General features: G+C 67.4%; 24 protein-coding genes. 4 read left to right on the forward strand and 20 right to left on the reverse strand.

The features are described from left to right. Positions 1-4: 4 nt before the first annotated feature. The 19 genes from E5CHR_RS01615 to E5CHR_RS01705 form a co-directional block, all read right to left on the reverse strand. Entirely contained in the window at positions 5-814 is an 810-nt protein-coding gene (locus E5CHR_RS01615; protein WP_162578075.1) for an aldolase/citrate lyase family protein, read from the reverse strand. Between the two features lie 10 nt (positions 815-824). Next, a complete protein-coding gene (hpaH, locus tag E5CHR_RS01620) occupies positions 825-1,628 on the reverse strand; it encodes a 2-oxo-hept-4-ene-1,7-dioate hydratase (RefSeq protein ID WP_162578076.1) in 804 nt (267 codons plus the stop codon). A gap of 1 nt (position 1,629) precedes the next feature. After that, the gene (locus tag E5CHR_RS01625; RefSeq protein ID WP_162578077.1) at positions 1,630-2,034 is read right to left on the reverse strand and encodes a 5-carboxymethyl-2-hydroxymuconate Delta-isomerase; all 405 of its coding nucleotides are present in this window, start codon (positions 2,032-2,034) and stop codon (positions 1,630-1,632) included. A gap of 12 nt (positions 2,035-2,046) precedes the next feature. After that, positions 2,047-2,922 (reverse strand): 3,4-dihydroxyphenylacetate 2,3-dioxygenase, encoded by an 876-nt coding sequence (gene hpaD, locus E5CHR_RS01630; RefSeq protein WP_162578078.1) that lies wholly within the window; start codon positions 2,920-2,922, stop codon positions 2,047-2,049. A 2-nt stretch (positions 2,923-2,924) separates the two neighbouring features. Then, positions 2,925-4,385 carry a 5-carboxymethyl-2-hydroxymuconate semialdehyde dehydrogenase gene (gene hpaE, locus E5CHR_RS01635; protein WP_162578079.1) on the reverse strand — a complete coding sequence of 487 codons (1,461 nt, stop codon included), beginning with the start codon at positions 4,383-4,385 and terminating at the stop codon, positions 2,925-2,927. Positions 4,386-4,390: 5 nt separating this feature from the next. After that, positions 4,391-5,368, reverse strand: a complete 978-nt coding sequence (locus E5CHR_RS01640) for a Bug family tripartite tricarboxylate transporter substrate binding protein (RefSeq protein ID WP_162578080.1) — start codon at positions 5,366-5,368, stop codon at positions 4,391-4,393. Between the two features lie 41 nt (positions 5,369-5,409). After that, on the reverse strand, positions 5,410-6,162 hold the full coding sequence (locus E5CHR_RS01645; RefSeq protein WP_162578081.1) for a fumarylacetoacetate hydrolase family protein: 753 nt from the start codon (positions 6,160-6,162) through the stop codon (positions 5,410-5,412). Continuing rightward, positions 6,159-6,782 carry a fumarylacetoacetate hydrolase family protein gene (locus tag E5CHR_RS01650; protein WP_162578082.1) on the reverse strand — a complete coding sequence of 208 codons (624 nt, stop codon included), beginning with the start codon at positions 6,780-6,782 and terminating at the stop codon, positions 6,159-6,161. The genes E5CHR_RS01645 and E5CHR_RS01650 overlap by 4 nt, the downstream gene beginning before the upstream one ends. After that, complete coding sequence (gene hpaR / locus E5CHR_RS01655; protein ID WP_162578083.1) at positions 6,779-7,210, reverse strand: homoprotocatechuate degradation operon regulator HpaR; 432 nt, start codon at positions 7,208-7,210, stop codon at positions 6,779-6,781. The genes E5CHR_RS01650 and hpaR overlap by 4 nt, the downstream gene beginning before the upstream one ends. Positions 7,211-7,368: 158 nt before the next feature. After that, positions 7,369-7,974 (reverse strand): glutathione S-transferase, encoded by a 606-nt coding sequence (locus tag E5CHR_RS01660; RefSeq protein WP_162578084.1) that lies wholly within the window; start codon positions 7,972-7,974, stop codon positions 7,369-7,371. Further along, the gene (locus E5CHR_RS01665; protein ID WP_162578085.1) at positions 7,971-9,695 is read right to left on the reverse strand and encodes an FAD-binding protein; all 1,725 of its coding nucleotides are present in this window, start codon (positions 9,693-9,695) and stop codon (positions 7,971-7,973) included. Before E5CHR_RS01665 ends, E5CHR_RS01660 begins: the two co-directional genes overlap by 4 nt. Then, a complete protein-coding gene (locus E5CHR_RS01670) occupies positions 9,692-10,420 on the reverse strand; it encodes an SDR family NAD(P)-dependent oxidoreductase (protein WP_443083053.1) in 729 nt (242 codons plus the stop codon). The genes E5CHR_RS01665 and E5CHR_RS01670 overlap by 4 nt, the downstream gene beginning before the upstream one ends. Before the next feature lie 12 nt (positions 10,421-10,432). Continuing rightward, the gene (locus E5CHR_RS01675) at positions 10,433-11,185 is read right to left on the reverse strand and encodes an SDR family NAD(P)-dependent oxidoreductase (protein ID WP_162578087.1); all 753 of its coding nucleotides are present in this window, start codon (positions 11,183-11,185) and stop codon (positions 10,433-10,435) included. 28 nt (positions 11,186-11,213) lie between these two features. Beyond that, a complete protein-coding gene (locus tag E5CHR_RS01680; protein WP_162578088.1) occupies positions 11,214-11,936 on the reverse strand; it encodes an ABC transporter ATP-binding protein in 723 nt (240 codons plus the stop codon). Beyond that, a complete protein-coding gene (locus E5CHR_RS01685; protein ID WP_162578089.1) occupies positions 11,929-12,693 on the reverse strand; it encodes an ABC transporter ATP-binding protein in 765 nt (254 codons plus the stop codon). The genes E5CHR_RS01680 and E5CHR_RS01685 overlap by 8 nt, the downstream gene beginning before the upstream one ends. After that, positions 12,690-13,685 carry a branched-chain amino acid ABC transporter permease gene (locus E5CHR_RS01690; RefSeq protein ID WP_162578090.1) on the reverse strand — a complete coding sequence of 332 codons (996 nt, stop codon included), beginning with the start codon at positions 13,683-13,685 and terminating at the stop codon, positions 12,690-12,692. The genes E5CHR_RS01685 and E5CHR_RS01690 overlap by 4 nt, the downstream gene beginning before the upstream one ends. Further along, entirely contained in the window at positions 13,682-14,584 is a 903-nt protein-coding gene (locus E5CHR_RS01695; protein WP_162578091.1) for a branched-chain amino acid ABC transporter permease, read from the reverse strand. Before E5CHR_RS01695 ends, E5CHR_RS01690 begins: the two co-directional genes overlap by 4 nt. Before the next feature lie 36 nt (positions 14,585-14,620). Continuing rightward, entirely contained in the window at positions 14,621-15,829 is a 1,209-nt protein-coding gene (locus E5CHR_RS01700) for an ABC transporter substrate-binding protein (protein ID WP_232061919.1), read from the reverse strand. A gap of 57 nt (positions 15,830-15,886) precedes the next feature. Beyond that, the gene (locus tag E5CHR_RS01705) at positions 15,887-16,735 is read right to left on the reverse strand and encodes an SDR family NAD(P)-dependent oxidoreductase (RefSeq protein WP_162578092.1); all 849 of its coding nucleotides are present in this window, start codon (positions 16,733-16,735) and stop codon (positions 15,887-15,889) included. A 168-nt stretch (positions 16,736-16,903) separates the two neighbouring features. Between E5CHR_RS01705 and E5CHR_RS01710 the strand changes: the two genes are divergently transcribed. From E5CHR_RS01710 to E5CHR_RS01725, 4 genes are read left to right on the forward strand one after another with little or no spacing between them, the layout of a single operon-like run. Continuing rightward, complete coding sequence (locus tag E5CHR_RS01710; RefSeq protein ID WP_162578093.1) at positions 16,904-17,635, forward strand: GntR family transcriptional regulator; 732 nt, start codon at positions 16,904-16,906, stop codon at positions 17,633-17,635. 53 nt (positions 17,636-17,688) lie between these two features. Continuing rightward, positions 17,689-19,080, forward strand: a complete 1,392-nt coding sequence (radA, locus tag E5CHR_RS01715) for a DNA repair protein RadA (RefSeq protein WP_162578094.1) — start codon at positions 17,689-17,691, stop codon at positions 19,078-19,080. 40 nt (positions 19,081-19,120) lie between these two features. Beyond that, positions 19,121-20,635: a BCCT family transporter gene (locus E5CHR_RS01720; protein WP_162578095.1), complete on the forward strand. Its 1,515-nt coding sequence runs from the start codon at positions 19,121-19,123 to the stop codon at positions 20,633-20,635. A 29-nt stretch (positions 20,636-20,664) separates the two neighbouring features. After that, on the forward strand, positions 20,665-21,144 hold the full coding sequence (locus E5CHR_RS01725; protein WP_232061920.1) for a glycerate kinase: 480 nt from the start codon (positions 20,665-20,667) through the stop codon (positions 21,142-21,144). Positions 21,145-21,150: 6 nt separating this feature from the next. Here E5CHR_RS01725 and E5CHR_RS01730 read toward each other — a convergent pair whose 3' ends face one another. Then, positions 21,151-22,128: a recombination-associated protein RdgC gene (locus E5CHR_RS01730; protein ID WP_162578096.1), complete on the reverse strand. Its 978-nt coding sequence runs from the start codon at positions 22,126-22,128 to the stop codon at positions 21,151-21,153. Positions 22,129-22,153 lie beyond the last annotated feature (25 nt).

Here is a 22,153-nt window from a genome sequence, read left to right on the forward strand (position 1 = left end):
GTTGTCAGTACGTGCCGCCAGAAGCGGTTGGCTTTGCGCCACCCTTGAAGCGTGCGACCAGCGCAGCCGTGCTGCGCACCAGGAGGCTGGTGTCCAGGCCGACCGCGACGAAGAGGGCTCCCAGGTCCAGGTACTTCTGCGCCAGCTTCTCATCGGGCGTCAGGATGCCGGCGGCCTTGCCGGCGCGCTGGATGCGTGCGATCGCGTCGTCGATGGCTGCCTGCACTTCGGCATGGTTCGAATCACCGACATGGCCTAGCGAAGCCGACAGGTCGGCCGGCCCGATGAACACGCCATCGACACCTTCGACGGCGGCAATCGCCTCCAGGTTTGCCAGCGCTTCACGCGACTCGGCCTGCACCAGCAGGCAGACCTGCGAGTTGGCCTCCCTGGCATAGGCCGGGTAGCGGCCCCAGCGCGAGGCGCGCGCGCCGCCCATGCCGCGAATGCCCTGTGGCGGGTAGCGCATGGCGCGCACGATGGCGCTCGCCTGCTCGGGCGTGTCGACCATCGGCACCAGCAGGGTCTGCACGCCGAGGTCGAGGTACTGCTTGATCAGCGCCGCGCCCGCGTCGCCGTGGCCGACCGGCACGCGCGCGATGGCGTTCACGCCCGGGTACGCCGCGATCGCCTGCGCCTGCTGCAGCACGCTGTGAAGGCCGTTGGGCGAATGCTCGCCGTCGATCAGCAGCCAGTCGAAGCCGGCGCCGGCGCAGATCTCGGCGCTGTAGGCGTCGGCCAGGCCGAGCCAGAGGCCGATCTGCGTGCGCTTGTCGGCCAGGGCCTGCTTGAAGGGATTGGTGGGGGTTTGCATGTGTTCTTGTTCAAACAAGGCGGAAGGCGATGGAGCCCAAGGGGCCGTAATCGGCGTGGAAGGTGTCGCCGGGCTTGGCGGTGGTCGGCCGGGTGAAGGAGCCGCCCAGCACCACCTCGCCGGCCTCCAGGCACTCGCCCCACGGCGCAAGCTTGTTGGCCAGCCACGCGACGCCGGTTGCCGGGTGGTTGAGCACGGCCGCAGCCAGGCCCGACTCCTCGATCACGCCGTTCTTGTAGAGCAGGGCGCCGACCCAGCGCAGGTCCACCGCATCGGGCTTCACGGGCCGGCCGCCGGTCACGATGCCCGCGTTGGCCGCGTTGTCGGCGATGGTGTCGAACACCTTGCGCATGGCGCCGGTCTCGCGGTCGAGCTGCTCGATGCGCGCATCGATGATCTCGATCGCCGGCACCACGTAGTCGGTGGCGGCGAGCACGTCGAAGATGCTCACGTTCGGCCCCTGCAGCCGCTTGCCCAGCACGAAGGCGAGCTCGACCTCGATGCGCGGCGCGATGAAGCGGGTGAACGGGATGTCCGCGCCCTGCTCGAAGAACATGTCGTCCAGCAGCGTGCCGTAGTCCGGCTCGGTGATCTGGCTGGCTTGCTGCATGGCACGCGAGGTCAGGCCGATCTTGTGGCCCCGGACCACGCGGCCCTCGGCCAGCTTGGCCTTTACCCATTCGCGCGAGATCGCGTAGCCGTCCTCGATCGTCATCTCGGGATGGCGCATCGAGAAATGCCGCACCTGCACGCGCGACTTCTCGCTTTCGTGCAGCTCCGCCGCGAGTTGCTGGATCAGCTTCTTGTCGAGCATGTCAGGATGGGAAGAGAGGATGCAGGTTGCCGCACTTGCCGTCGTACACCTGGCCGGGCGCCTCGTCGATCTGCAACGTGATGCCCACGTGCCGCTTCGCGAGCAAGGGCTCGGCATGTTGCTTCAGCCGCGCGAGCAAGGCGTCGCCGACGCGCTTTTTCACCGCTTCGGAGCGCCCGGCCGCCATGCGCAGGTTGAGGTAGACGAAACCATGCGCGCCCGAGCCGTCGGCGACCGCGAAGTGCGCGGCCGGATAGGCCAGCACGCGCGTGCCGCCGACCGGAAAGACCGGACGCGCCTGGTCGTCGTGCTGTTCGAGCATGGTGTCGGCAAGGGCGCGACACAGCGCCGGCATGTCGGCATCGGCTTCGATGTCGGGCGTGTAGAGGATCACGAGATGGGGCATGTGCAAAGCTCTTCAGGCGGTGTCTTGTCCCGGCAGCGGCGTCACCGGAAAGATCGCATTGATCTGCCCCGTGCCCGAGCTGCCGAAATACGGCGTGACGATTTCCACCGGCGCGGTGTAGCGGTCCCAGCCCAGCAGGCCCAGCAGCATCGCCGTGTCGTGCATGTCGCCTTCGCCCCAGCATTTCTCGGCATACATCGCCAGCATCCCGACGAAGGTCTTCCATTCGCCGGCCTTCCACAGCTCGACCACGCGATGATCGACCTGTTCGAGGAAGGGATCGTAGACCTTGTGCATGAACTCGGGCGCGCGGCCGTTGTCAGCGAAGTGGTGCGACAGCGACCCGCTGGCGAACACCGCCACCGTGCCCTCGTAGCGCTCCTCGATGGCACGGCGCACGGCGAGGCCGAAACGCCCGGATTCGCGCAGGTCGTGCCAGTCGCACCAGCCGCTGATGCTGATCACCTTGTAGTGGTGGTCGGCGTTCATGTAGCGCATCGGCACCAGCGTGCCGTACTCGAGCCCCAGCGTGGTGTCGCTGTGCGCGCGGCTCTTCACCCCCATCTCGTTCGCCACGTCGGCGATCAGGTGGCCCAGGCCCGGGTTGCCCGGGTACGCATACGGCATGTTCTTGATGAAGTGGGGCAGCTCGTTGCTGGTGTAGATCCCCTCGAACGCCGGGCCGCAGTTGATGTGGTATTCGCTGTTGACCTGCCAGTGCACGTCGAACACCACGATGGTGTCCACGCCCAGTTCGCGGCAGCGCCGGTCGATTTCCTTGTGGCCGTTGATGGCGGCCTCGCGGCAGCCGAAGTTCGGGCCGGGAAATTCCGACAGGTACATCGAGGGGACGTGCGTGATCTTGGCAGCGAGTGCGAGCGTGCCCATGTCTAGACTCCCCAATGCGGGATGTGATGAGAACCCAGCGACACCGCGACGTTCTTCGGCTCGCAGAAGACCTCGTAGCTCCAGGTGCCGCCTTCGCGGCCCGTGCCCGAGGACTTGGTGCCGCCGAAGGGCTGGCGCAAGTCCCTGACGTTCTGGCTGTTGACGAAGCACATGCCCGCCTCGATCGCTGCGGCCACGCGGTGCGCGCGGCCGATGTTCTCGGTCCAGACGTAGCTGCTCAACCCATAGGGGATGTCGTTGGCCAGGCGGATCGCGTCGGCCTCGCCCTTGAACGGGATCAGGCAGGCCACGGGTCCGAAGATCTCGTCCTGCGCGATCCTCATGCGGTTGTCCACGTCGGCGAAGACGGTGGGCATCACGTAGTTGCCCTTCCTCACGCGCTCGGGCAGGTGGCTCGGCGCCTCCAGTCCACCGCACAGCAGCGTCGCGCCTTCCTTCGGGCCGAGTTCGATGTAGCTGCGCACCTTGGCCAGGTGGGCCTGCGAAATCATGGGGCCGACGATCGTCTTCTCGTCCAGCGGGTCGCCAACCACGATGCGCCTTGCGCGCTGCGCGAACTTTGCCGCGAAGTCGGCATGGATCGACTGTTGCACCAGGATGCGAGAGCCTGCGGTGCAGCGCTCGCCGTTGTTGCTGAAGATCATGAACACGGCCGCGTCGAGTGCGCGGTCGAGGTCCGCGTCGTCGAAGATCACGAAGGGGCTCTTGCCGCCCAGCTCCATGCTGAACTTCTTCAGGCCGGCGCTCCTGACGATGCGGTTGCCCGTCGCGGTGGAGCCGGTGAAGGAGATCGCGCGCACGTCCGGATGCGCCACCAGCGGTTCGCCGGCCTCCTTGCCGTAGCCATGCACCAGGTTCAGCACGCCGGGCGGAATGCCGGCCTCCAGCGCCAGCTCGCCCAGGCGCGCGGCGGTGAGCGGCGACAGCTCGCTCATCTTCAGCACGGCGGTGTTGCCGAAGGCCAGGCAGGGTGCGACCTTCCAGGTGGCGGTCATGAAGGGCACGTTCCACGGCGAGATCAACGCGCATACGCCCACGGGATGGAACAGCGTGTAGTTGAGATGCGTCTCGGTCGGGTAGGTGTGGCCGTCGACGCGCGTGCACATCTCGGCGAAGTAGTAGAAGTTGTCGGCCGCGCGCGGCACCAGCTGCTTGCCGGTCTGGGCGATCACCTGGCCGCAGTCGTCGGTCTCGGTGCGCGCCAGCTCGGGCACGTGGGCCGCGATCAGGTCGCCGAGCTTGCGGATCAGCTTCGCGCGTTGCGGCGCGGGCAGGCCGGCCCACTTCGGGAACGCGGCCTTCGCGGCGGCGACGGCCGCGTTGACCTCCGCTTCGCCGCCCGAAGCAACTTCGGCCAGCACCTCCTGCGTGGCCGGGTTCACGGTCTCGAAATAGTCGTTGCCGGCGACCGGCTTGCCGTCGATGAGGTGATCGATTTTCATGAAGCTCAATCCAGTTTGATGTCGCGCGCCTTGATCAGCGCATGCCACTTCTTGCGCTCCGAATCGGCATAGCGCGCCATTTCGGCAGCATCGGCGGGCCGTGCCTCCCAGCCTGCATCGAAGAGCTTCTGGCGCACGCCAGGGTCGTTCATGGTCTTGGCGAGTTCGGCGCCGAGCCGCGCCTGGATTTCCTTCGGCGTGGCGGCCGGCGCCACCAGCCCCTGCCAGGCGTACGCCTCGACATTGGCAAAGCCGAGCTCCTTGGCGGTCGGCACGTTGGGCAGCTGCGGCATGCGTTCGGCGGAAAGCGCGATCAGCGGTGTGATCTTGCCTGCCTTGACGGCACCGACGCCGCTCGGCAGGTCCAGCACGATCAGCGGCACCTGTCCAGCCAGCAGGTCCTGCATCGCCGGTGCGCCGCCCTTGTACGGAACATGCAGCAGCGACACGCCCGCCTCGCGCTGGAACAGCTCCAGCGCCAGGTGGTGCGGGCTGCCGTTGCCGGGCGTGCCGATGCTGTACTTGCCCGGCGAGCGCTTGAGCTCGGCAAGCAGTGCCTTGGCATCCGCGAAGCCGGCGTTGGGCCCCGCCGTGATGACCAGCGCGGAGCGGCCCATCATGCCGAGCAGCGCGAAATCCTTTTCGGCGTCGTACGGCACCTTCTTGTACAGCACGGGGTTGTAGACGAGGACGCCGTTGTCGGCCGAGAGCACCGTATAGCCATCAGGCGCCGCGTGCGCGACATGCTCCGACGCGATCATGGCGGCGGCGCCCGGGCGGTTGTCGATGACGACCGGCTGGCCGAGCTGCTGCGAGAGCTGGGCGCCGGCGGTGCGCGCGAGGAAGTCGGTGCCGCCGCCGGCCGGATAGCCGACGACCCAGCGCACCTGCCGGGCCGGATAGGACTGGGCGGAAGCATCGGGCGCGAGCATCGTGGCGCTCAGCGCCAGCAGGGCTGCCGCGAGCCTGGGCATCTTGATCATCTTGTCTCCTTCTTGGGGTGGTACAGGGCCGGGTGATCCGTTCAGGCCGAGGTGATCGTGTTGACCAGCGCGCCGATGTGCTCGATCTCGGTCACGACCACGTCGCCCGGCCTGCAATCGACCACGCCGTCGGGCGTGCCGGTGAGGATCAGGTCGCCAGGCGCGAGTGTCATGAAGCTCGAGAAATACTCGATCAGGAAAGGCACGTCGAAGATCATGTCCCGCGTGTTCCCGGACTGCGTGACCTTCCCGTTGACGGTGGTCTGCAGCGCGAGGGACATCGGGTCCGGCACGTCCTGCGCGTCCACCAGCCAGGGGCCGATGGGCGTACAGGTGTCGCGGTTCTTCACGCGCAGGTTGGGGCGGTACCAGTTCTCCAGGTAGTCGCGGATCGCGTAGTCGTTGGCCACCGTGTAGCCGGCGATGAAGTCGTAGGCGTCGTCGCGCCGCACCTTGCGTGCCGTCCTTCCGACCACGACCGCGAGCTCGCATTCGTAGTGCATGAAGGACACATCGGCCGGGCGCCGCGTCTTCTGCCGATGGCCGATGAGCGTGCTCTGGCCCTTGACGAAGACCAGCGGTTCCTCGGGCGCCTTGAACTCCAGCTCCTTGGCATGGTCGGCATAGTTGAGCCCGAGCGCGAGGATGGTGCGCGGGCGCGGCGTGGGGGCCAGCGGCGGCAGCCATAGCGCATCGTCCAAGGCGATGCTGCGGCCGTCATCCAGCAACAGCCGGGCGTCGCGCTCGATGGCGGACTGTTCGACGCCTTCGTAGGCGATGCGGGCGCGCCTCATGCAACGTCTCCCACCAGCGTATTGACCAGCGTCTCGAAGCCCGGCGCGCTGATCTCGATGCGGTCGCCGGGGCGCGCGAGCGGGCGGCCGGCGTCGCAGCCCAGCATCAGCACATCGCCGTGCGCAAGCGTCATGAATTCGCTCACGTCGGCCAGCAGCTGCGCCGCCTTGCGCACCAGTTGCGAGAAGTCGACCGACTGGCGCAGCTCGCCGTTGATGCGCACTTCGAGCCTGAACTCGGCCGGGTCCGCCACCTCCTGCGCATCGCGCATCGCCGGCCCGATGCCGAGGAAGCCGTCGAGACACTTGAACTTGACCGGCGGACGAAAGAAGCTCGCGTGCGGGATCGACAGGTCGTTCATCGGCACGAAGCCTTCGACGTCGCCGTCGGCGCCGATCACCATCGCGATGGTGGCGCCGACTTCGACTTCGGGGATGCGGGCGGGCACGGAAATCGCGCTGGCGTTCGGGCTCCAGGTGTTGGCCGTCTTCACGTAGAGCACCGGCGCCCTGGGCGGGGCCTTGTAGGGCGGCTGCGTCATCTGCGGCGCGAGTGCCTCGACCTCGGCGCGAAAGTTGAGCAGCACTCCATAGACGGTGCCAGTGGGCAGGAAGCTCATGGTTGCTCCAGTTCGATCACTTCGTCGAGCAGCACATAGAGCTGCGACAGCTTCTGTTTGCCCAGCGATTTCTCCATCCACGCGTAGTGATCCTCGATGCTGCGCGAGAGCTGCTGGACCATGCGCGTGCCCTTGGCCGTGGCCTCGACGACGGTGCGGCGCTGGTCGGCCGGGTCGCGCGCGCGGCGGATCAGGCCATCGCGCTCCATGCGTGCGAGCACGCCGGTCAGGCTTGGGCCGAGGATGAAAGCTTCGCGCGCGACACGGCCGGTCTCGATCATGCCGTGCTCGCCCAGCACCCGCAGCACGCGCCATTGCTGGTCGCTCAGGCCGTGTTCCCGCAGGCTCGGCCGGGTGTGCGCCATGACGGCTTCGCGCGCCTGCAGGAGCAGGCGAGGGAGGTTGCGGTGGACGAAGGATGTGGCCATGACCTCCAGATTATTTAACATGTTAAATTTCTGGACAAGACTCTTCTGCGACTGCTTTTGCCGGGTTTTCCCTGAGCGCGCGTGGGCAGTCCTTCCGACCTGCAGCTCGCTGGAGCCGCTGGGCCGGTGTTCGTCGAGGCCGACGATTCAGGTGCTGCTCAGAGCGACCACTCGGCACGCATGCTGGGCCGCGCGCCGAAGCCGGCGTACCACTGCCCAAGCAGCGGGTGCCGATCGCGCCAGGCGAAATCGGCGAAGCGCAGGTCCAGGTACCAGAGCGCGCAGCCAACGGCAATGGTGCCGATGTCCACCCTTGCTTCGAGCAGGGCCGGCCGTGCATTCAGGTGCGCGAGCGAGGTCTCCGCCTTGTCGAGCTGCGCCGCCCGCCACTCGGGCCAGCGCATCGGCTCCGGCCGAGCGACGTCCTCGTACCGGGCAAGCAGCGCCGCATCGAGGATGCCGTCGCCGAGGGACTGGAGCGTGAGCGCGTCCCAACGCTGGGCGCCTGGGGCCGGAAACAGCTTGCCGTCGGCCAGATCGTTCAGGTATTCGCAGATCACCCGGCTGTCATAGAGGACGCGGCCGTCGTCGGCGAAGAAGGTGGGAACCTTGCCCAGCGGATTGCTCGCGATGATCTCGCGGTCGCGTTGAACCGGGTGGGCGTTGGAGGGCAGGAGCTGCAGCCTGTCGTGCAGCCCGAGCTCGTGCGCGGTCACCAGGCATTTGCGAACGTAGGGGGAAAAGGGAGAAAAAAGAATCTTCATGCGGTCTCCATGGCAACTTGGGGTTGTGCCGCATGCCGCGCGGCATGGCGGCCTGCGATCCAGCCGAAGGTGAGGGCCGGGCCCAGGGTGATGCCGGGCGCCGGGTACTGGCCGCCCATCACCGAGTGCATGTCGTTGCCGGCGGCGTAGAGCCCGGGGATCGGGCGGTCGTCGGCGTCCAGCGCCTGCGCGTTCTCGTTGCAGCGAATGCCGCAGGCCGTGCCGATGTCGCCTGCATACACCTTCACGGCGTAGAAAGGCGCCTTGCGAAGCGGTCCCAGGCAGGCGTTGGGCTGATGCGCCGGGTCCCCGAGGTAGCGGTTGTAGGCCGTGCTGCCCTTGCCGAATTCGGGGTCTTCGCCGATCTCGGCAAAACGGTTGAAGCGCTCCACCGACGCCTTCAGCCCCGCTGCATCGACGGCCAGCTTGCCGGCAAGCTCGTCGAGCGAGCCGGCGCGGTAGAGGTAGCCGGCGCGCACGAGGTGCTCGCGCGGCCGGCCGCCGGGCAAGGCCAGACCGAGGCCCCAGCGTTCCATGAAATCGCTGTCGCACACCAGGCAGGCCGGCAGCGTCGGCACGCTCTGGTGCGAACGGTACATGCCCAGCACGAACTCATGGTACGAGGTCGACTCGTTGACAAATCGACGGCCCGCGGCGTTCACGGCCATCAGGCCCGGCTTGGCGCGGTCCCACACGAGATGAGGAAAGCGCAGCTGCGAGCCGTCCGGCCGCTCGAGGATGGAGACGGGGGCCCAGAACGCCGGCGCGAAGTGGTCCTTGCCCAGCGCCGCGCCGGCGGCGCGGGCGATCTCGATGCCCTCGCCCGCATTGCCTTGCGGCGACATGGACCACGGCCCGGTCGGCTGCGGGTAGAGCATGGCGCGCAGATCGGGGCTCCACGGGAAGCCTCCGGTGGCCACCACCACGCCGCGCTTCGCGCGCACGCGCGACAGCTTGCCCTCGTGCTCGATCTCGGCGCCCACCACGCGCCCCGATTCGACGACCAGCTTCTTCAGCGGTGCGCCGAGCCAGTACTCGATACGCCGGTCGAGCACTGTCTTGAAGAGCCGCGCCGCCAGCGCATTGCCGAGCACCAGGCGCGTGCCGCGGTGATAGCCGCGCAAACGGTCGCCGACGAAGCGCAGGACCAATTTCATGCCTTCCTTCCAGGAGCTGAAGGAGCGCGTCACGGCCAGGAGGTGGTTGGCGTCGGTCATGGTGATCATCATTCCGCCGAGCACCATGAATTCGGGCAAGGGGTCGCGCAGCTCGCGGAAGTGCGTGCCGAGCAGCCGTCCGTCGAACATGCGCGGGTCCAGGGAACGGCCTCCCATCGCCGCGCCCTCGCGGTCGGGGTAGTAGTCGGGCGAATAGGCGCGCGCCGCCAGATGGACCTCGGTGTTCTTCTCGAGGAAATCGACGGCGGCCGCGCTAGATGCCAGGAAGGTGCGCTGCATGGATGCAGGCGCCGCATCACCCACGGTGTTGCGCATGTAGGTCCAGGCCTTCTCGAAGGTGTCGGGGTGGCCGACCTGCTCGCTCTGTGCGTTGAGCGGCGCCCACACGGCACCTCCCGAAATCGCGGTGGATCCGCCGATGCGATCGGTCTTCTCGGCCAGGAGCACCGTGCAGCCTTCGAATTGGGCCGTGATGGCGGCCGTCATGCCGCCGGCGCCCGCGCCGATGACCAGCAGGTCGACTTCCTTGTCCCATGCGTTCATGCGATTGAGCTCCCGAGCGATTTGCCGCCATCGACGAAGAGCACCTGGCCGGTGATGAAGCCCATGTCCGGCGACACCAGGAAGGCCACGGCCCGCGCAATGTCCTCCGGCCTGCCGGCTTTGCCCGTCGGCTGTAGCGACAGCTGCGCGGCGAGCCGTTCGGGCGTGAGGGCCCGCAGCAGCGGCGTGTCGATCAGGCCCGGTGCGATGGCGTTCACCAGGATGCCGCGCTGCGCGAGCTCCATCGCACTCGCACGCGTGTAGCCGACGATCGCAGCCTTGGAGGCGACGTAGTGCGGGTGGTTGCGCGCCCCGATGTAGGCGCGCGATGCGATGTTCACGATCCGCCCGCCGTCCGGCATGCGGCGCGCCACCTCCTGGGTGAGCGTCGCTGCGGCGATCAGGTTGACCTCGTAGGCACGGCGGAAGTCGTCGCTGCTCACTTCCATGAACTTGCGCTCGTCGAACACGCCCGCGTTGTTGACCAGGGCATTGATCGGCGGCAGCTCCTGGACCACAGCCCGCACGGCCGATTCGTCGGTGAGGTCGACGACGCGCACCTGCACATCCAGGCCCAGCCCCTGCAGGCGCCCGGCCTCCTTCTGGGCCAGTTCCCCGACCCGGTCCACCAAGACGACCGCGAAGCCGTCACGCGCCAGGCGTTCGACGGTGGCCAGTCCCATGCCGCTCGCGCCGCCGGTGACCAGCGCAACAGGTTTGCTCATGTTCATATCTCCTCAAGCCGAAAGAAAGCCTCCGTCCACGGGCAGCACCACGCCGTTCACGTAGCTGGCCATCCCGGAGGCCAGGAACACCACCGGGCCCACGAGCTCCTCCGGCTGGCCGCCGCGCTTCATCGGCACGCGGTCCATGTACCAGTCGGTGCCTCCGGCAACCTGCAGCTGCGGCTTGACCATCTCGGTGAGCATCAGGCCGGGCGCCACGGCGTTGGCGCGCACGCCGAAGGGCGCGAGGTCGCGCGCGAGCGCCTGCGTGAAGGAGCGCACCGCGCCCTTCGAGGCGATGTAGCCGGCCGACGAGATGCCACTGACGAAGGCGACGATCGACGACAGGTTGACGATGCAGCCGCGCGACTGCTTGAGCGCGGGCACGAAGGCGTGCGTGACATTGAACAGTCCCTGCAGGTTGACCTGGATCAGCCGGTCCCACACCTCTGCCGCGTTCGGGTCATCGATGCGCGCCTTGCCGGAGATGCCGGCGTTGTTCACGAGTACGTCGATGGGGCCGAGCCGCGCGGTCAGCGCATCGGCCAGGCGCTGGGTCGCGGCGCGGTCGGTGACGTCCACGGCTTCGGCCCAGGCCTGCCCGCCCTGCGCGCGGATGGCGCCGGCGACGGCCTCCGCGGCCTCCAGGCGAACGTCCGCGATGATCACGCGGGCGCCTTCCTTGATGAAGCCGTGGGCCATGGCCGTGCCCAGGCCGCCGCCGCCGCCGGTCACGAGGACGAGCTTGTTCTCGAGCAGATTCATTCGATGCGTCTCCAGCAATTGGCGTCGTTCAGACGCCCAGGTAGGCCCGGCGCACTGCCGGGTCGTTCAGCAGCTGCTTCGAAGGCCCCTGCAGGTTCATCTCCCCGTTTTCGAGGATGTAGGCGTGGCTCGACACGCGCAGCGCAAGCCGCACGTCCTGCTCGACGACCAGGATGGTCAGGCCCTGCTCCCGGTTGAGGCGCTGGACGATCTCGAAGATCTGCTCGACCAGCAGCGGCGAGAGGCCCATCGAGGGCTCGTCCAGCAGGATCATCCGCGGCCGGCCCATGAGCGCGCGGCCGATCGCCAGCATCTGCTGCTCGCCGCCCGAGAGCGTCGACGCGCGCTGCTCGGCCCGCTCCTTCAGGCGCGGGAACATCGCGTAGACGCGCTCGAAGTCTTCCGCCATATCCCGGTGTGCCGACTTGCGCAGGAAGGCGCCGAGTTCGAGGTTCTCCCGCACGCTCATGTCCTTGAAGACCTGGCGCCCCTCCGGGACCTGCACCAGCCCGCGCCGGACGATCTCGTCGGAAGGCAGGCGCCCGATCGGCTGGCCATCGAAGGTGATCTCCCCCGCCGAGGGCTCGATGAGGTGGGAGATCGCGTTGAGCGTCGTGCTCTTGCCGGCTCCGTTGCTGCCAAGCAAGGCGACGATGGAGCCGCGCTCTACCTTCAGCGAGACGTTCTGCAGTGCCTGGATAGCGCCGTACGAGGCGCTGACGCCGCGCAGTTCGAGCATCGTGTCAGTCATTCGCCGCGCCCTTGCCCAGGTAGGCTTCGATCACCCGCGCGTCCTGGCTGACCTCGGCCGCGGTGCCTTCGGCGATCTTCTCGCCGAAGCACATGACGGTGATCCGGTCGGAGATCGACATCACGAGCTGCATCACATGCTCGACCAGCAGCACGGTGATGCCGTCGCGGGATGACAGCTCGGTGAGCAGCCGGTCCAGGCTCTCGATGTCGCGGTTGCGCAGGCCGGCGGCCGGCTCGTCCAGCAGCAGCAGCCGCGGCTTGAGTGCCAGCGCCCGCGCGAGCTCCAGCAGCTTCTGGTGTCCGAAGTCCAGCTCGCGCGCGGTCGTGTTGCGGTCGTGCGTGAGGCCGACCCGCTCGATCAGGCTGTCCACCAGGTCGCGCGTTTCGCCGCTGGGGCGCCGCAGCAGGCGCCCCAGCGTGTTGGCGGCGTGGGGGTAGCAGCCGAGCAGCACGTTCTCGTAGACGCTCAGTTCGCCGAACAGCTCCAGGTTCTGGAAGGTCCGCGCGATCCCGAGGCCCGCCATCCGGTCCGCCCGCGTGTTGCTGACGTCCTGCCCGTCCAGCGCGATCCGTCCCGCGGTTGGCTGGTAGTAGCGCGAAATGCAGTTGAAGGTGGTGGACTTGCCGGCGCCGTTGGGGCCGATCAGGGCGTGGATCGTTCCCTTCTGCACCTGGAAGGAGAGGTCGCTCACCGCCGTCAGGCCTCCGAAGCGCACGGTGATGCCCTGCACGTCGAGGAAGGGGGGCGCGCTCATGCGGGGCCTCCCTTCGCCACGCCCGGGCCCGCAACGCCGGCGCGCGGCGCCTCCGGTGCAACCGTGCGCGCAACGCGGCTCTTGCGATCGGCGAACAGGCCGCGCGGCTTGAACATCATGAACCCCATGAGGATGGCGCCGTAGATGATCTCCTGCAGCGACAGCGCTTGGCGCAGCAGCTCGGAGATGATCCCGAAGGCGATCGCCCCTGCCACCGCACCGCGCACCGAGCCGATGCCGCCGACGACCACCATGGTCAGGACCAGGATGGTCGTCTGAAAGCCCAGGCTTTCGGGATGAATGAAGGAGACGAAGAGCGTGTACATGCCGCCGGCGATGCCGGCAAAGGCCCCCGAGATCGCGAAGGCGGCCTGTTTCATGGCCCGCGCGTTGATGCCCATCGCGGTGGCGGCTACGTCGCTCTCCCGCACCGCCCGCAGCGCGGAGCCGAACTGCGAGCGGGAGAGCGCCACCGTGAGCCACAGCATGAGCGCCGTCAGCAGGATCACGAAGGGGTAGGCCTGGAGGTCGTTGGTCAGCTTGAGCCCGAACAATTGCGCGGGTTGCAGCCGCATGCCGTTGGACCCGCCGGTGACGCCCTGCCAGTTGAGGAACACCCACTGCATGGCTTCGCCGAAGGCGAAGGTCGCCAGCGCAAGGTAGATGTCTCGCATGCGCAGCGCCAGGAAGCCGATCAGATAGCCCAGCACGGCCGAGAGCAGGCCACCTGCGGCGATCGAGACCACGAAGGGCGGATGCCAGGTCGCGTTGATCAGGCCCGCGGTATAGATGCCGATGCCGTAGAAGGCCGTGTGCGACAACGCGAACTGGCCGGCCTCGCCGATCACCACGTGCATGCCGAGCGCCAGCACCACGAACACCATCAGCAGGTTCACGACATACAGGACGTAACCGGTAACCGCGAAGGGCAGCACGCAGAGGACGGCGAGCAGCACGAGCAGCGCTGCCTGGTTTAACGAGGGCTTTTTCATACCTTCTTCACCTGAACCTTGCCACCGAGCAGGCCCTGCGGGCGCACGACAAGCGTCACAAGGATGGCCAGGAACGGCGCGACGACGATCGCATTGGTGGAAATGAACAGGCCCACCAGGTTCTCGACGATCCCGATCACGAGCCCGCCCAGCACGGCGCCCGGCAGGCTGGTGAAGCCTCCGACGATGGCCGCGGCGTAGGCCAGGATGGCAATGTGCGCGATGTCCGGGGTGACCAGCACCTTGGGCGTGATCAGCAGCGCCGCGATCGCGGAGATCAGGCCGGACATGGCCCACACCAGCATGCGGATGCGCGACAGCCGGATGCCGACGATCTGCGCCGCGCGAGGATTCATTCCGACGGCGCGCATCGCCTTGCCGATGCGGGTGTAGGTGAACATGAGGTAGATCAGCACCATGACGACGACCGCCACAACGAAGATGGCGACGTCGAGCCGGGTGAGCGCGGCATCGCCGATCAGGACCGCGTCGCTCGAAACGAGCGCGGGCAGCGAGCGTGGCGTGTCGCCCAGGCCGGTCTGCCGCACCAGACCCTTGAGCAGGTACGCCAGCCCCAGCGTGGCGATGACCAGTTGGACCCCGACGCCGCGCGCACCGGTCACGCGCTCCATCACGAAGCGCTGGAACATCGCTGCGCCGAGCGCGACGATGGCCAGGGTCAGCGGGATCACCACGCCATAGGGCAACCCGGCGAGCAAGAGCAGGCTCAGCGCCACGTAGCCGCCGATCATGAAGATCTCGCCCTGTGCGAAGTTGGGCACGTCCGTCGTCTTGAACACCGCCACGATTGCGAGTGCCAGCAAGGCGTAGACGCTGCCCGTCACCAGGCCCGACAACAGGCCCTGCTGCAAAAATAGCCAAGCGTCACTGAAAGTCATGATCAGGAGCGGGCGTGCGCACCGGCTGGAGCTGGATCACTTGGCCTGGTAGACCCAGGCGCTGCGGTAGGAGCCCGGCACCGGCGTCTTGTTCTCGCCGTCGAACTTCAGGTAGATGGCCGATTTCTGGGCGGCATGGTCCTCCGGCGTCAGCTCGATCGGGCCGGCCATCACCTTCGAGTCGAACTTGGTCTTCGACATCGCGTCCAGGAATTTTTCGCGGGTCAGCTGCGGGCCGGCTGCCTTGAGCGCATTGACCACCGCCATGGCCGACGGAATGCCGTAGGGCATGTAGGTCTGCGGATATCCGGGCTTCGAGGCCAGGTCGGGGTAGTACTCCTTGTACATGTCGTAGACCCACTTCAGCTTGGAGCCGCCGGCGACATCGAGCATGACCTCCTGGAGATAGACGTTTTTGAAGGCGTCCTTGTTCCCGACGTTCTCCACCAGTTGCTTGAGATCCGCCGTGCCGTTGACGGCGATCACGATGGGCTTCGTCCAGCCCAGCTCCTGCGCCTTCTTGACCAGCAGGCTCACCGGACGGGCGTAGGTCGTGATGATCAGCACGTCGGGATTCGCCGCGCGGATCTTGAGCATCGGCGCGGTCACGTCCGTGATGTTCGGATTGATCGACTGCAGCTGCAGATCCACGCCGAGCTTCTTCGCCTGGAATTCCGCAGCCTCGAGGTTCCAGCCGCCGTAGGCGTCGTCGTGGTTGATGTAGCCGATCTTCTTCGCCTTCAGGTGTTCGGTCGCGAACTGCACCATCGATCCGCCGACGGCGCGCTGGGAGATCGAGAAGGCGCCATAGATGTACTTCGACGGCGGGTACAGAGCCCCATCGCCGGACGCGTTGAGCATCACCAGCGGGACCTGCACGCGCTCGACGTACTCGCGCGCGCCGACGACGGGGCCGGAGCAGGAGCCGCCGTTGAGGAGGAAGACCTTGTCCTGCTCGGTCAGCTTCTTGACCGCGGCGAGCAGGTCGTTGGCGTTGCAGCGGTCGTCTTCGACCACCAGTTCGATCTTGCGACCGTTCACGCCGCCTTCCTTGTTGACCTTGTCGTAGTACATCTTCGCCGCATTGATGACGTCGAAGCCATAGGCCATCGAGTTGCCCGACAGCGGGCCGAACATGCCGATCTTGATCGTCTTGTCCGTGAGTCCCGGTTCGGTCTGTGCGCTGGCGCCGAGCGCGGCGATGGTGGCCGCGAAGGCCACGAGGAACGACTTGGTCATCTTCATGGTGTCTCCTACTGAATAAAGTTCGTGATTGAGAGAGAGGCTGGCGAAAGGATCGCCTCAGGCGTTGGAAGAGGAGGCGGCGTCTTCCTTCTGGAAGCCGGGGCGCGGGATGAGGCTCAGCCAAGCCTGCGTCAGGCCGCCATCGACCAGGATCTCCTGGCCGCTGATGTAGCTGGCGCGATCGCTCGCCAGGAACAGCACGGCGCCGGCGATGTCCTGCGGCGTGCTGATGCGGCCGGCCGGAACGATCTGCTCGCGGCGCTGGCGCACGGCGGGGTTCTCGTAAATTCCTTCGCTCATCGGGGTGCGGATCATGGCGGGGCTCACCACGTTGCTGCGGATGCGGTGCTCGCCCAGCTCGACGGCGAGCAGCTGCGAGAGCATCTTCACCCCTGCCTTGCTCACGCTGTACGCGCCGCTATAGGGCTGCGGGATGCTCCCCGAGATGGAGGCGACATGCACCATGGCGCCTCCATCGTTCTCGATCATCTGGCGGCCGAACACCTGTGCGCAAAGCAGGTAGCCGGACAGGTTGACCGCCAGCAGCTGGTTCCACTTGTCGAGCGCGATGTCCATGACCGCGTCCGCATAGAGCGCCGCAGCGTTGTTGACCAGCAGCCCGGCGGGCCCCCACGCGGCACGGACCTTGTCCGCGGCGAGCTGCACGCTGTCGGCGCTGGTCACGTCGCACGCCACCGGCATGACGCGATCGGCGCTTGCGCCCAGGTCCGCCAGGACGCTGCCGAGGGTTTCCGTGTTGCGATCGAGCAAGGCAACGCGCGCGCCGGCCTGCAGGAGCTGTCGCGCGATCTCGGCGCCAATGCCGCCGCCGGCTCCCGTCACGACGCAGACTCCGCCGGTCAATCCGAGCCAGGTGGTGTCGACCTTTTCGATCGCACTTGCCATGACGCTTATCTCCTGACGTTCGAATGAAGTTGGTGAAGTTGGCGATTATGTATACATGGAGGCAAAGGTCTGCCTGGGTTTACCCGTAATTCGCGCGCGATTAGACGGTCATGTATACAAGCGCGACTCGCTAGGTATACTTGGTAGCGACCACGTACGAAGGACGCCATGCAGACACTTGCCCAGAACGTCACCGACACGCTGCGCGACTGGATCCTCCATGGCCAGGTTCGGCCCGGCGCACGGTTGGAGGAAGTTCCCCTGGCCGAGCAGCTTGGCGTCTCGCGCACGCCGGTGCGCGCCGCGCTCGGCACGCTCGCGACCGAAGGCCTGATCGATCACCAACCCAAGCGCGGCTATCTCGTTCGCGGCTTCGACGTGGACGAAATCGTGGCCGCCTACGAGGTCCGGTCGGTCCTCGAGGGCCTGGCCTGCCGGAATGCCGCGGTGCGCGGCGTGACGCAGGACCAGGCGCGCGGGCTCGAGGCAAGCCTCGAAGAGGGTGACCGGATCCTGGCGGCCGGCGTGCTGCGCCCCGAGGACCACGAGCCCTACCAGCAGATGAATGTCGCCATCCACGACACCTTGCTGACGGCCTCGGGCAACCCGTGGGTGACCCGCTTTGCGGAGCAGGCGCAGAACATTCCCTTCGCCTCGGACCGGATCGTGCTGTGGGATGACCACGGCATCATCCTGCGCTCCCACGGCGATCACCACCGGATCGTCGAGGCCGTCATTGCACGCGACAGCGTCCGGGCAGAGCAATTGATGCGCGAGCATGTCTACTACGCCGGCATCATTTTGCGAAGGAACTACGAAAAGCTGCTCGAGGCCGGGGATGCAGCGCCTGGTGCCAAGCCGCCCAGGCGGCTGCTGGCCGCGGCTGGGGCGTCACGCTAGTTTCCGCTCGACGCTGGATCCATGGCTGTGAAGCGCATCCCTACACTCGGGCGATGGCCAAGGAAAAAACACTTTTCGTCTGCTCCGAGTGCGGCGGCACCAGCCCCAAGTGGCTGGGCCGCTGCCCCAGCTGCGGCGCCTGGAACACGCTGATCGAGCAGGTGGCCGCCGCGGCGGCGGGCAGCGGCAACAACCGCTTCGGCGCACCCTACGCCTCGCTCGCCGGCTCGGCCGAGCTGGCCACGCTGTCCGAGATCGAGGCCACCGACACCGAGCGCACGCCCACCGGGCTGGACGAGCTCGACCGCGTGCTGGGCGGCGGCATCGTCGACGGCGGGGTCACGCTGATCGGGGGCGACCCTGGCATCGGCAAGTCCACGCTGCTGCTTCAGGCGGTCGATGCACTGCAGCGCGCGGGGCGCAACGCGCTCTATGTCACCGGCGAGGAGAGCGGCGCCCAGGTGGCGCTGCGCTCGCGGCGGCTCGGCCTTGAACAGTCGCAGGTGCAGGTGCTGGCCGAGATCCAGCTGGAGAAGATCCTCGCCACGCTGGACGCCACGCGGCCGGCGATCGCGGTAATCGATTCGATCCAGACCGTTTACTCCGACCAGCTGACCTCGGCCCCCGGCTCGGTGGCGCAGGTGCGGGAATGCGCGGCCCACCTGACGCGCTTCGCCAAGGCCAGCGGCACGGCCGTGGTGCTGGTTGGCCATGTGACCAAGGAAGGCGCGCTGGCCGGCCCGCGCGTGCTCGAGCACATGGTCGACACGGTGCTGTACTTCGAGGGAGACACGCATTCGAGCTTCCGCCTGGTGCGCGCCATCAAGAACCGCTTCGGCGCCGTCAACGAGATCGGCGTGTTCGCGATGACCGAGCGAGGCCTCAAGGGTGTGGCCAATCCCAGTGCGATCTTCCTGAGCCAGCATGCGGAGCCGGTGCCCGGCAGCGTCGTGCTGGTCACGCTAGAAGGTACGCGGCCGATGCTGGTGGAGATTCAGGCCTTGGTGGACAACGGCGGCCCCAGCCCGCGGCGCCTGTCCGTGGGCTTGGACCGCGACCGCCTCGCGATGCTGCTGGCGGTGCTGCACCGCCATGCGGGCGTGGCCTGCATGGACCAGGACGTGTTTGTCAACGCGGTCGGCGGCGTGCGCATCAGCGAGCCCGCGGCCGACCTGGCGGTGATGCTGGCCATCACCTCCAGCCTGCGCGGCAAGCCGCTGCCCAAGGGCTTCATCGCGTTCGGCGAGGTGGGCTTGGCCGGCGAGGTGCGGCCAGCGCCGCGCGGGCAGGAGCGGCTGCGCGAAGCCGCAAAGCTGGGTTTCAGCGTGGCGGTGGTGCCCAAGGCCAACGCGCCGCGCAAGGGCGCCAAGGAGATCGAGGGGCTGACGATCCATCCTGTGGAGCGCATCGAGCAAGCGATGGAGGTGGTGCGCGGGCTCGATTGAGCCGGCGCCCACCGTCGCACAACAGAAAGGGAGCGGCACCATGCAACTGCTCATCTCCGCCGGGCTCATCGCGGCCGTGGTCGTCTGGGGCCTGGTTTCGCCCAGCTCGCTGGACCAGGTCTTCAGCGCCGCGCTGGCAGGCATCACCCGCAACTTCGGGTGGTTCTATCTCTGGCTGGTGCTCGGCCTGGTGCTGCTGGCCTTCTTCCTGGCCTTCAGCCGCTATGGCGACCTCAAGCTTGGTGACGAGGACGAGGAACCCGAGTTCTCGCTGGCCTCCTGGTTCGCGATGCTGTTCGCCGCCGGCATGGGCATCGGCCTGGTGTTCTGGGGGGTGGCGGAGCCGATTTCGCACTATGCCGATCCACCACCCGGCATCGCGCCGGGCACACCCGAGGCGGCCTCCGCCGCCATGCGCTACGCCTTCTTCCATTGGGGCCTGCACCCCTGGGCGATCTACGGCATCGTGGGGCTGGCCATCGGCTTTTTCAGCTTCCGCCGCCAGTCGTTGCCGCTGGTGAGCTCGGTGACCGAGGCGCTGCCTTGGCAGGTGGCGAAGCGGCTGTCGCCGGCTTTCAATGTGCTGGCGGTGGTGGCCACCGCCTTCGGCGTCGCGGCATCGCCCGGCATGGGCGCCACGCAGATCAACAGCGGGCTCAACGCGGTATTCGGCCTGCCGGTGAGCCCGACCGCGCAGTCGCTCATCATCGTTGTCACTGCCGTGCTGTTCATCTCCTCGGCCGTGACGGGCGTGGGGCGTGGCGTCAAGTGGCTGTCGCTGGGCAATCTCTGCCTGGCCGCAGCGCTGGCGCTGGCGGTACTGGTGCTGGGGCCGACGGTCGCAATCGTCGAGACACTGACCAACACGCTCGGCGTCTACATCGCGGAGTTCGTGCGCATGAGCTTGCGCATGTCGCCCTTCCGCACCAGCTCGTGGGTCGGCGACTGGACCATCTTCTATTGGGCATGGTGGCTGGCGTGGTCGCCCTTCGTCGGCCTGTTCATTGCGCGCGTGTCGCGGGGCCGGACCATCCGGCAGTTCCTGGCGGGGACGGTGTTCGCGCCCACGCTGTTGGGCTTCGTGTGGTTCTCGGTCTTCGGCGGGGCGGCGCTCAACTTCGAGATCTTCCAAAGCGTGCCGCTGGCGGAGGCGGTGAAGGCCAACGCGTCGACCGCCATGTTCGTGATGCTCGATGCCATGCCCGGCGGTGGCGTGATGTCGGTGATAGCAACGGTGCTCGTCTTCGTCTTTTTCGTGACCTCGGGCGACTCGGCCACGCTGGTGCTGGGAACCATGAGCACCGGCGGCAACCCGAATCCTCCCGCGCGCGTCAAGATCATCTGGGGCGTGCTGGTGGCGGCCATTGCGCTGAGCCTGCTGCTGGCTGGCGGGCTGACTGCGGTGCAGACGGCCACCATCGTCTTTGCGCTGCCTTTTTCGGTGGTGCTGCTGCTGATGGCGATCTCGGTGACCATCGCCATCCGGGAGGATTGGAAGGCCGAGCAGCAGCGCGAGCGTGCCCTGCGCCGGAAGATGCGCGAACTCCTCAAATAGCCGGCGCCATCGGCGGCGACAATGCAAGCATGAATTTCGGGAAAGTCTTCATGCCCCTCGCGGGGCTGCTGCTGCTCGGCGCCTCCTATCGCGCCTATGGGTGGCCAGGGGTCGCCTTTGCCGGCGGCGCGATCATCATGTTCCTGCTGATGCATTTCAACCGCACCATGCAGGTCTTGAAGCGCGCAGCCGACCGGCCCATCGGCACGGTGGCCAGCGCCGTGATGCTCAACGCCAAGCTCAAGCCCAAGGTGACCCTGCTCCATGTCATTGCGATGACGCGCGCGCTGGGCGAGCAGCGCACGCCCAAGGATGCGCAGCCCGAGGTCTATCGCTGGACCGACAACGGTGGCTCCTGGGTCGACGCGACCTTCGTGAACGGCAAGCTGACGGAATGGACGCTCGTGCGGCCGCAGGCGCCGGCCGAGGACGACCAACAGCCGGCCGACCCGCGGAGCGCCGACGCCGTCAAGCCGGCGGCTGCGGACGCGCTGCGGCCGCCGATGTAGTCGCAGCTAGAACGGCGCCGATTCGTCGGCCAGTTCTTCCGTGGACGCCGTCGCCTTCGGCGGCGCATCCACCGGCGCCGCGCCCAGCTGCATCTCCCCGCCCAGCGCCTCGATCAGCTCCGGCACCAATTGCCCGAGCTCGCCGGTCGCGATGGCGGCATCGGCGTCGAAGTTGTCTTCCTTGGCCGAGCCCGGCGCATCGTCGAGCGTGCCTTCGATGAACACGATCTTGCGCAGTTGCATGCCCTCGGTCAGCTCGAAGGACACGCGGTCGTCCCAGGTCATGGCCAGGCGCGTGGGCCGCTTGCCGTCGGCGATGTGCTGTCGGACCTCGTCGATGTCCAGGGGGTGCTTGGCATAGCGCACCACCGCCTTCGATTCGTCGGTGGCCTTGAGCTCGCATTCGCGGTCAATGGTGAAGCCGGCCGGCGGCTCCTGCGTCGACAGCCAGTCCGACATGGCCACGGCCGGCTCCACTTGCGTGTTGATCTGTGCCACGGCGAAGCCTTCCAGCGCCTTGACCAGGCTGGTCACGACTTCGTCGGCGCGCGCTGCGTTGCTCGCATTCACGACCAGCCGGCGCGCGGCCGGATCGATCCAGACTGCAATGCGCACGTGGCGCGTGAAGGCCAGCGGCAGCAGCTCCTGCGTGATGTCTTCCTTGAGTTCCTTCTTCTCCTTCTTGCCGGGCTTGCGGCCGGTGGTCGCCTCGATCTGCGCGGCGCGCTCCTCGACCTTGCGCCGCACCACGGAGCCAGGCAGGGTCTTGCTCTCGATCATGTATTCGAGCAGCCACTGGCCGCCGACGGATTCGACCAGCGGCCCGTGCGCCTCGCCGCGCGGCTCGGTCCAGCCGGCGGCTTTTTCCTGCGACGGGCTGCAGGGCACGAAGCGGAAGGCGTCGAGGCGCTGCTCGGCGTCGGTGAGCGTTTGCGACCACGTGGATTCGATGCGATAGACGATGACGTTCTTGAAGACGGACACGAGAAGAGAACCCTTTTCCAGGCTG

This window comes from Variovorax sp. PBS-H4 (assembly GCF_901827205.1).
GTDB lineage: Bacteria > Pseudomonadota > Gammaproteobacteria > Burkholderiales > Burkholderiaceae_C > Variovorax.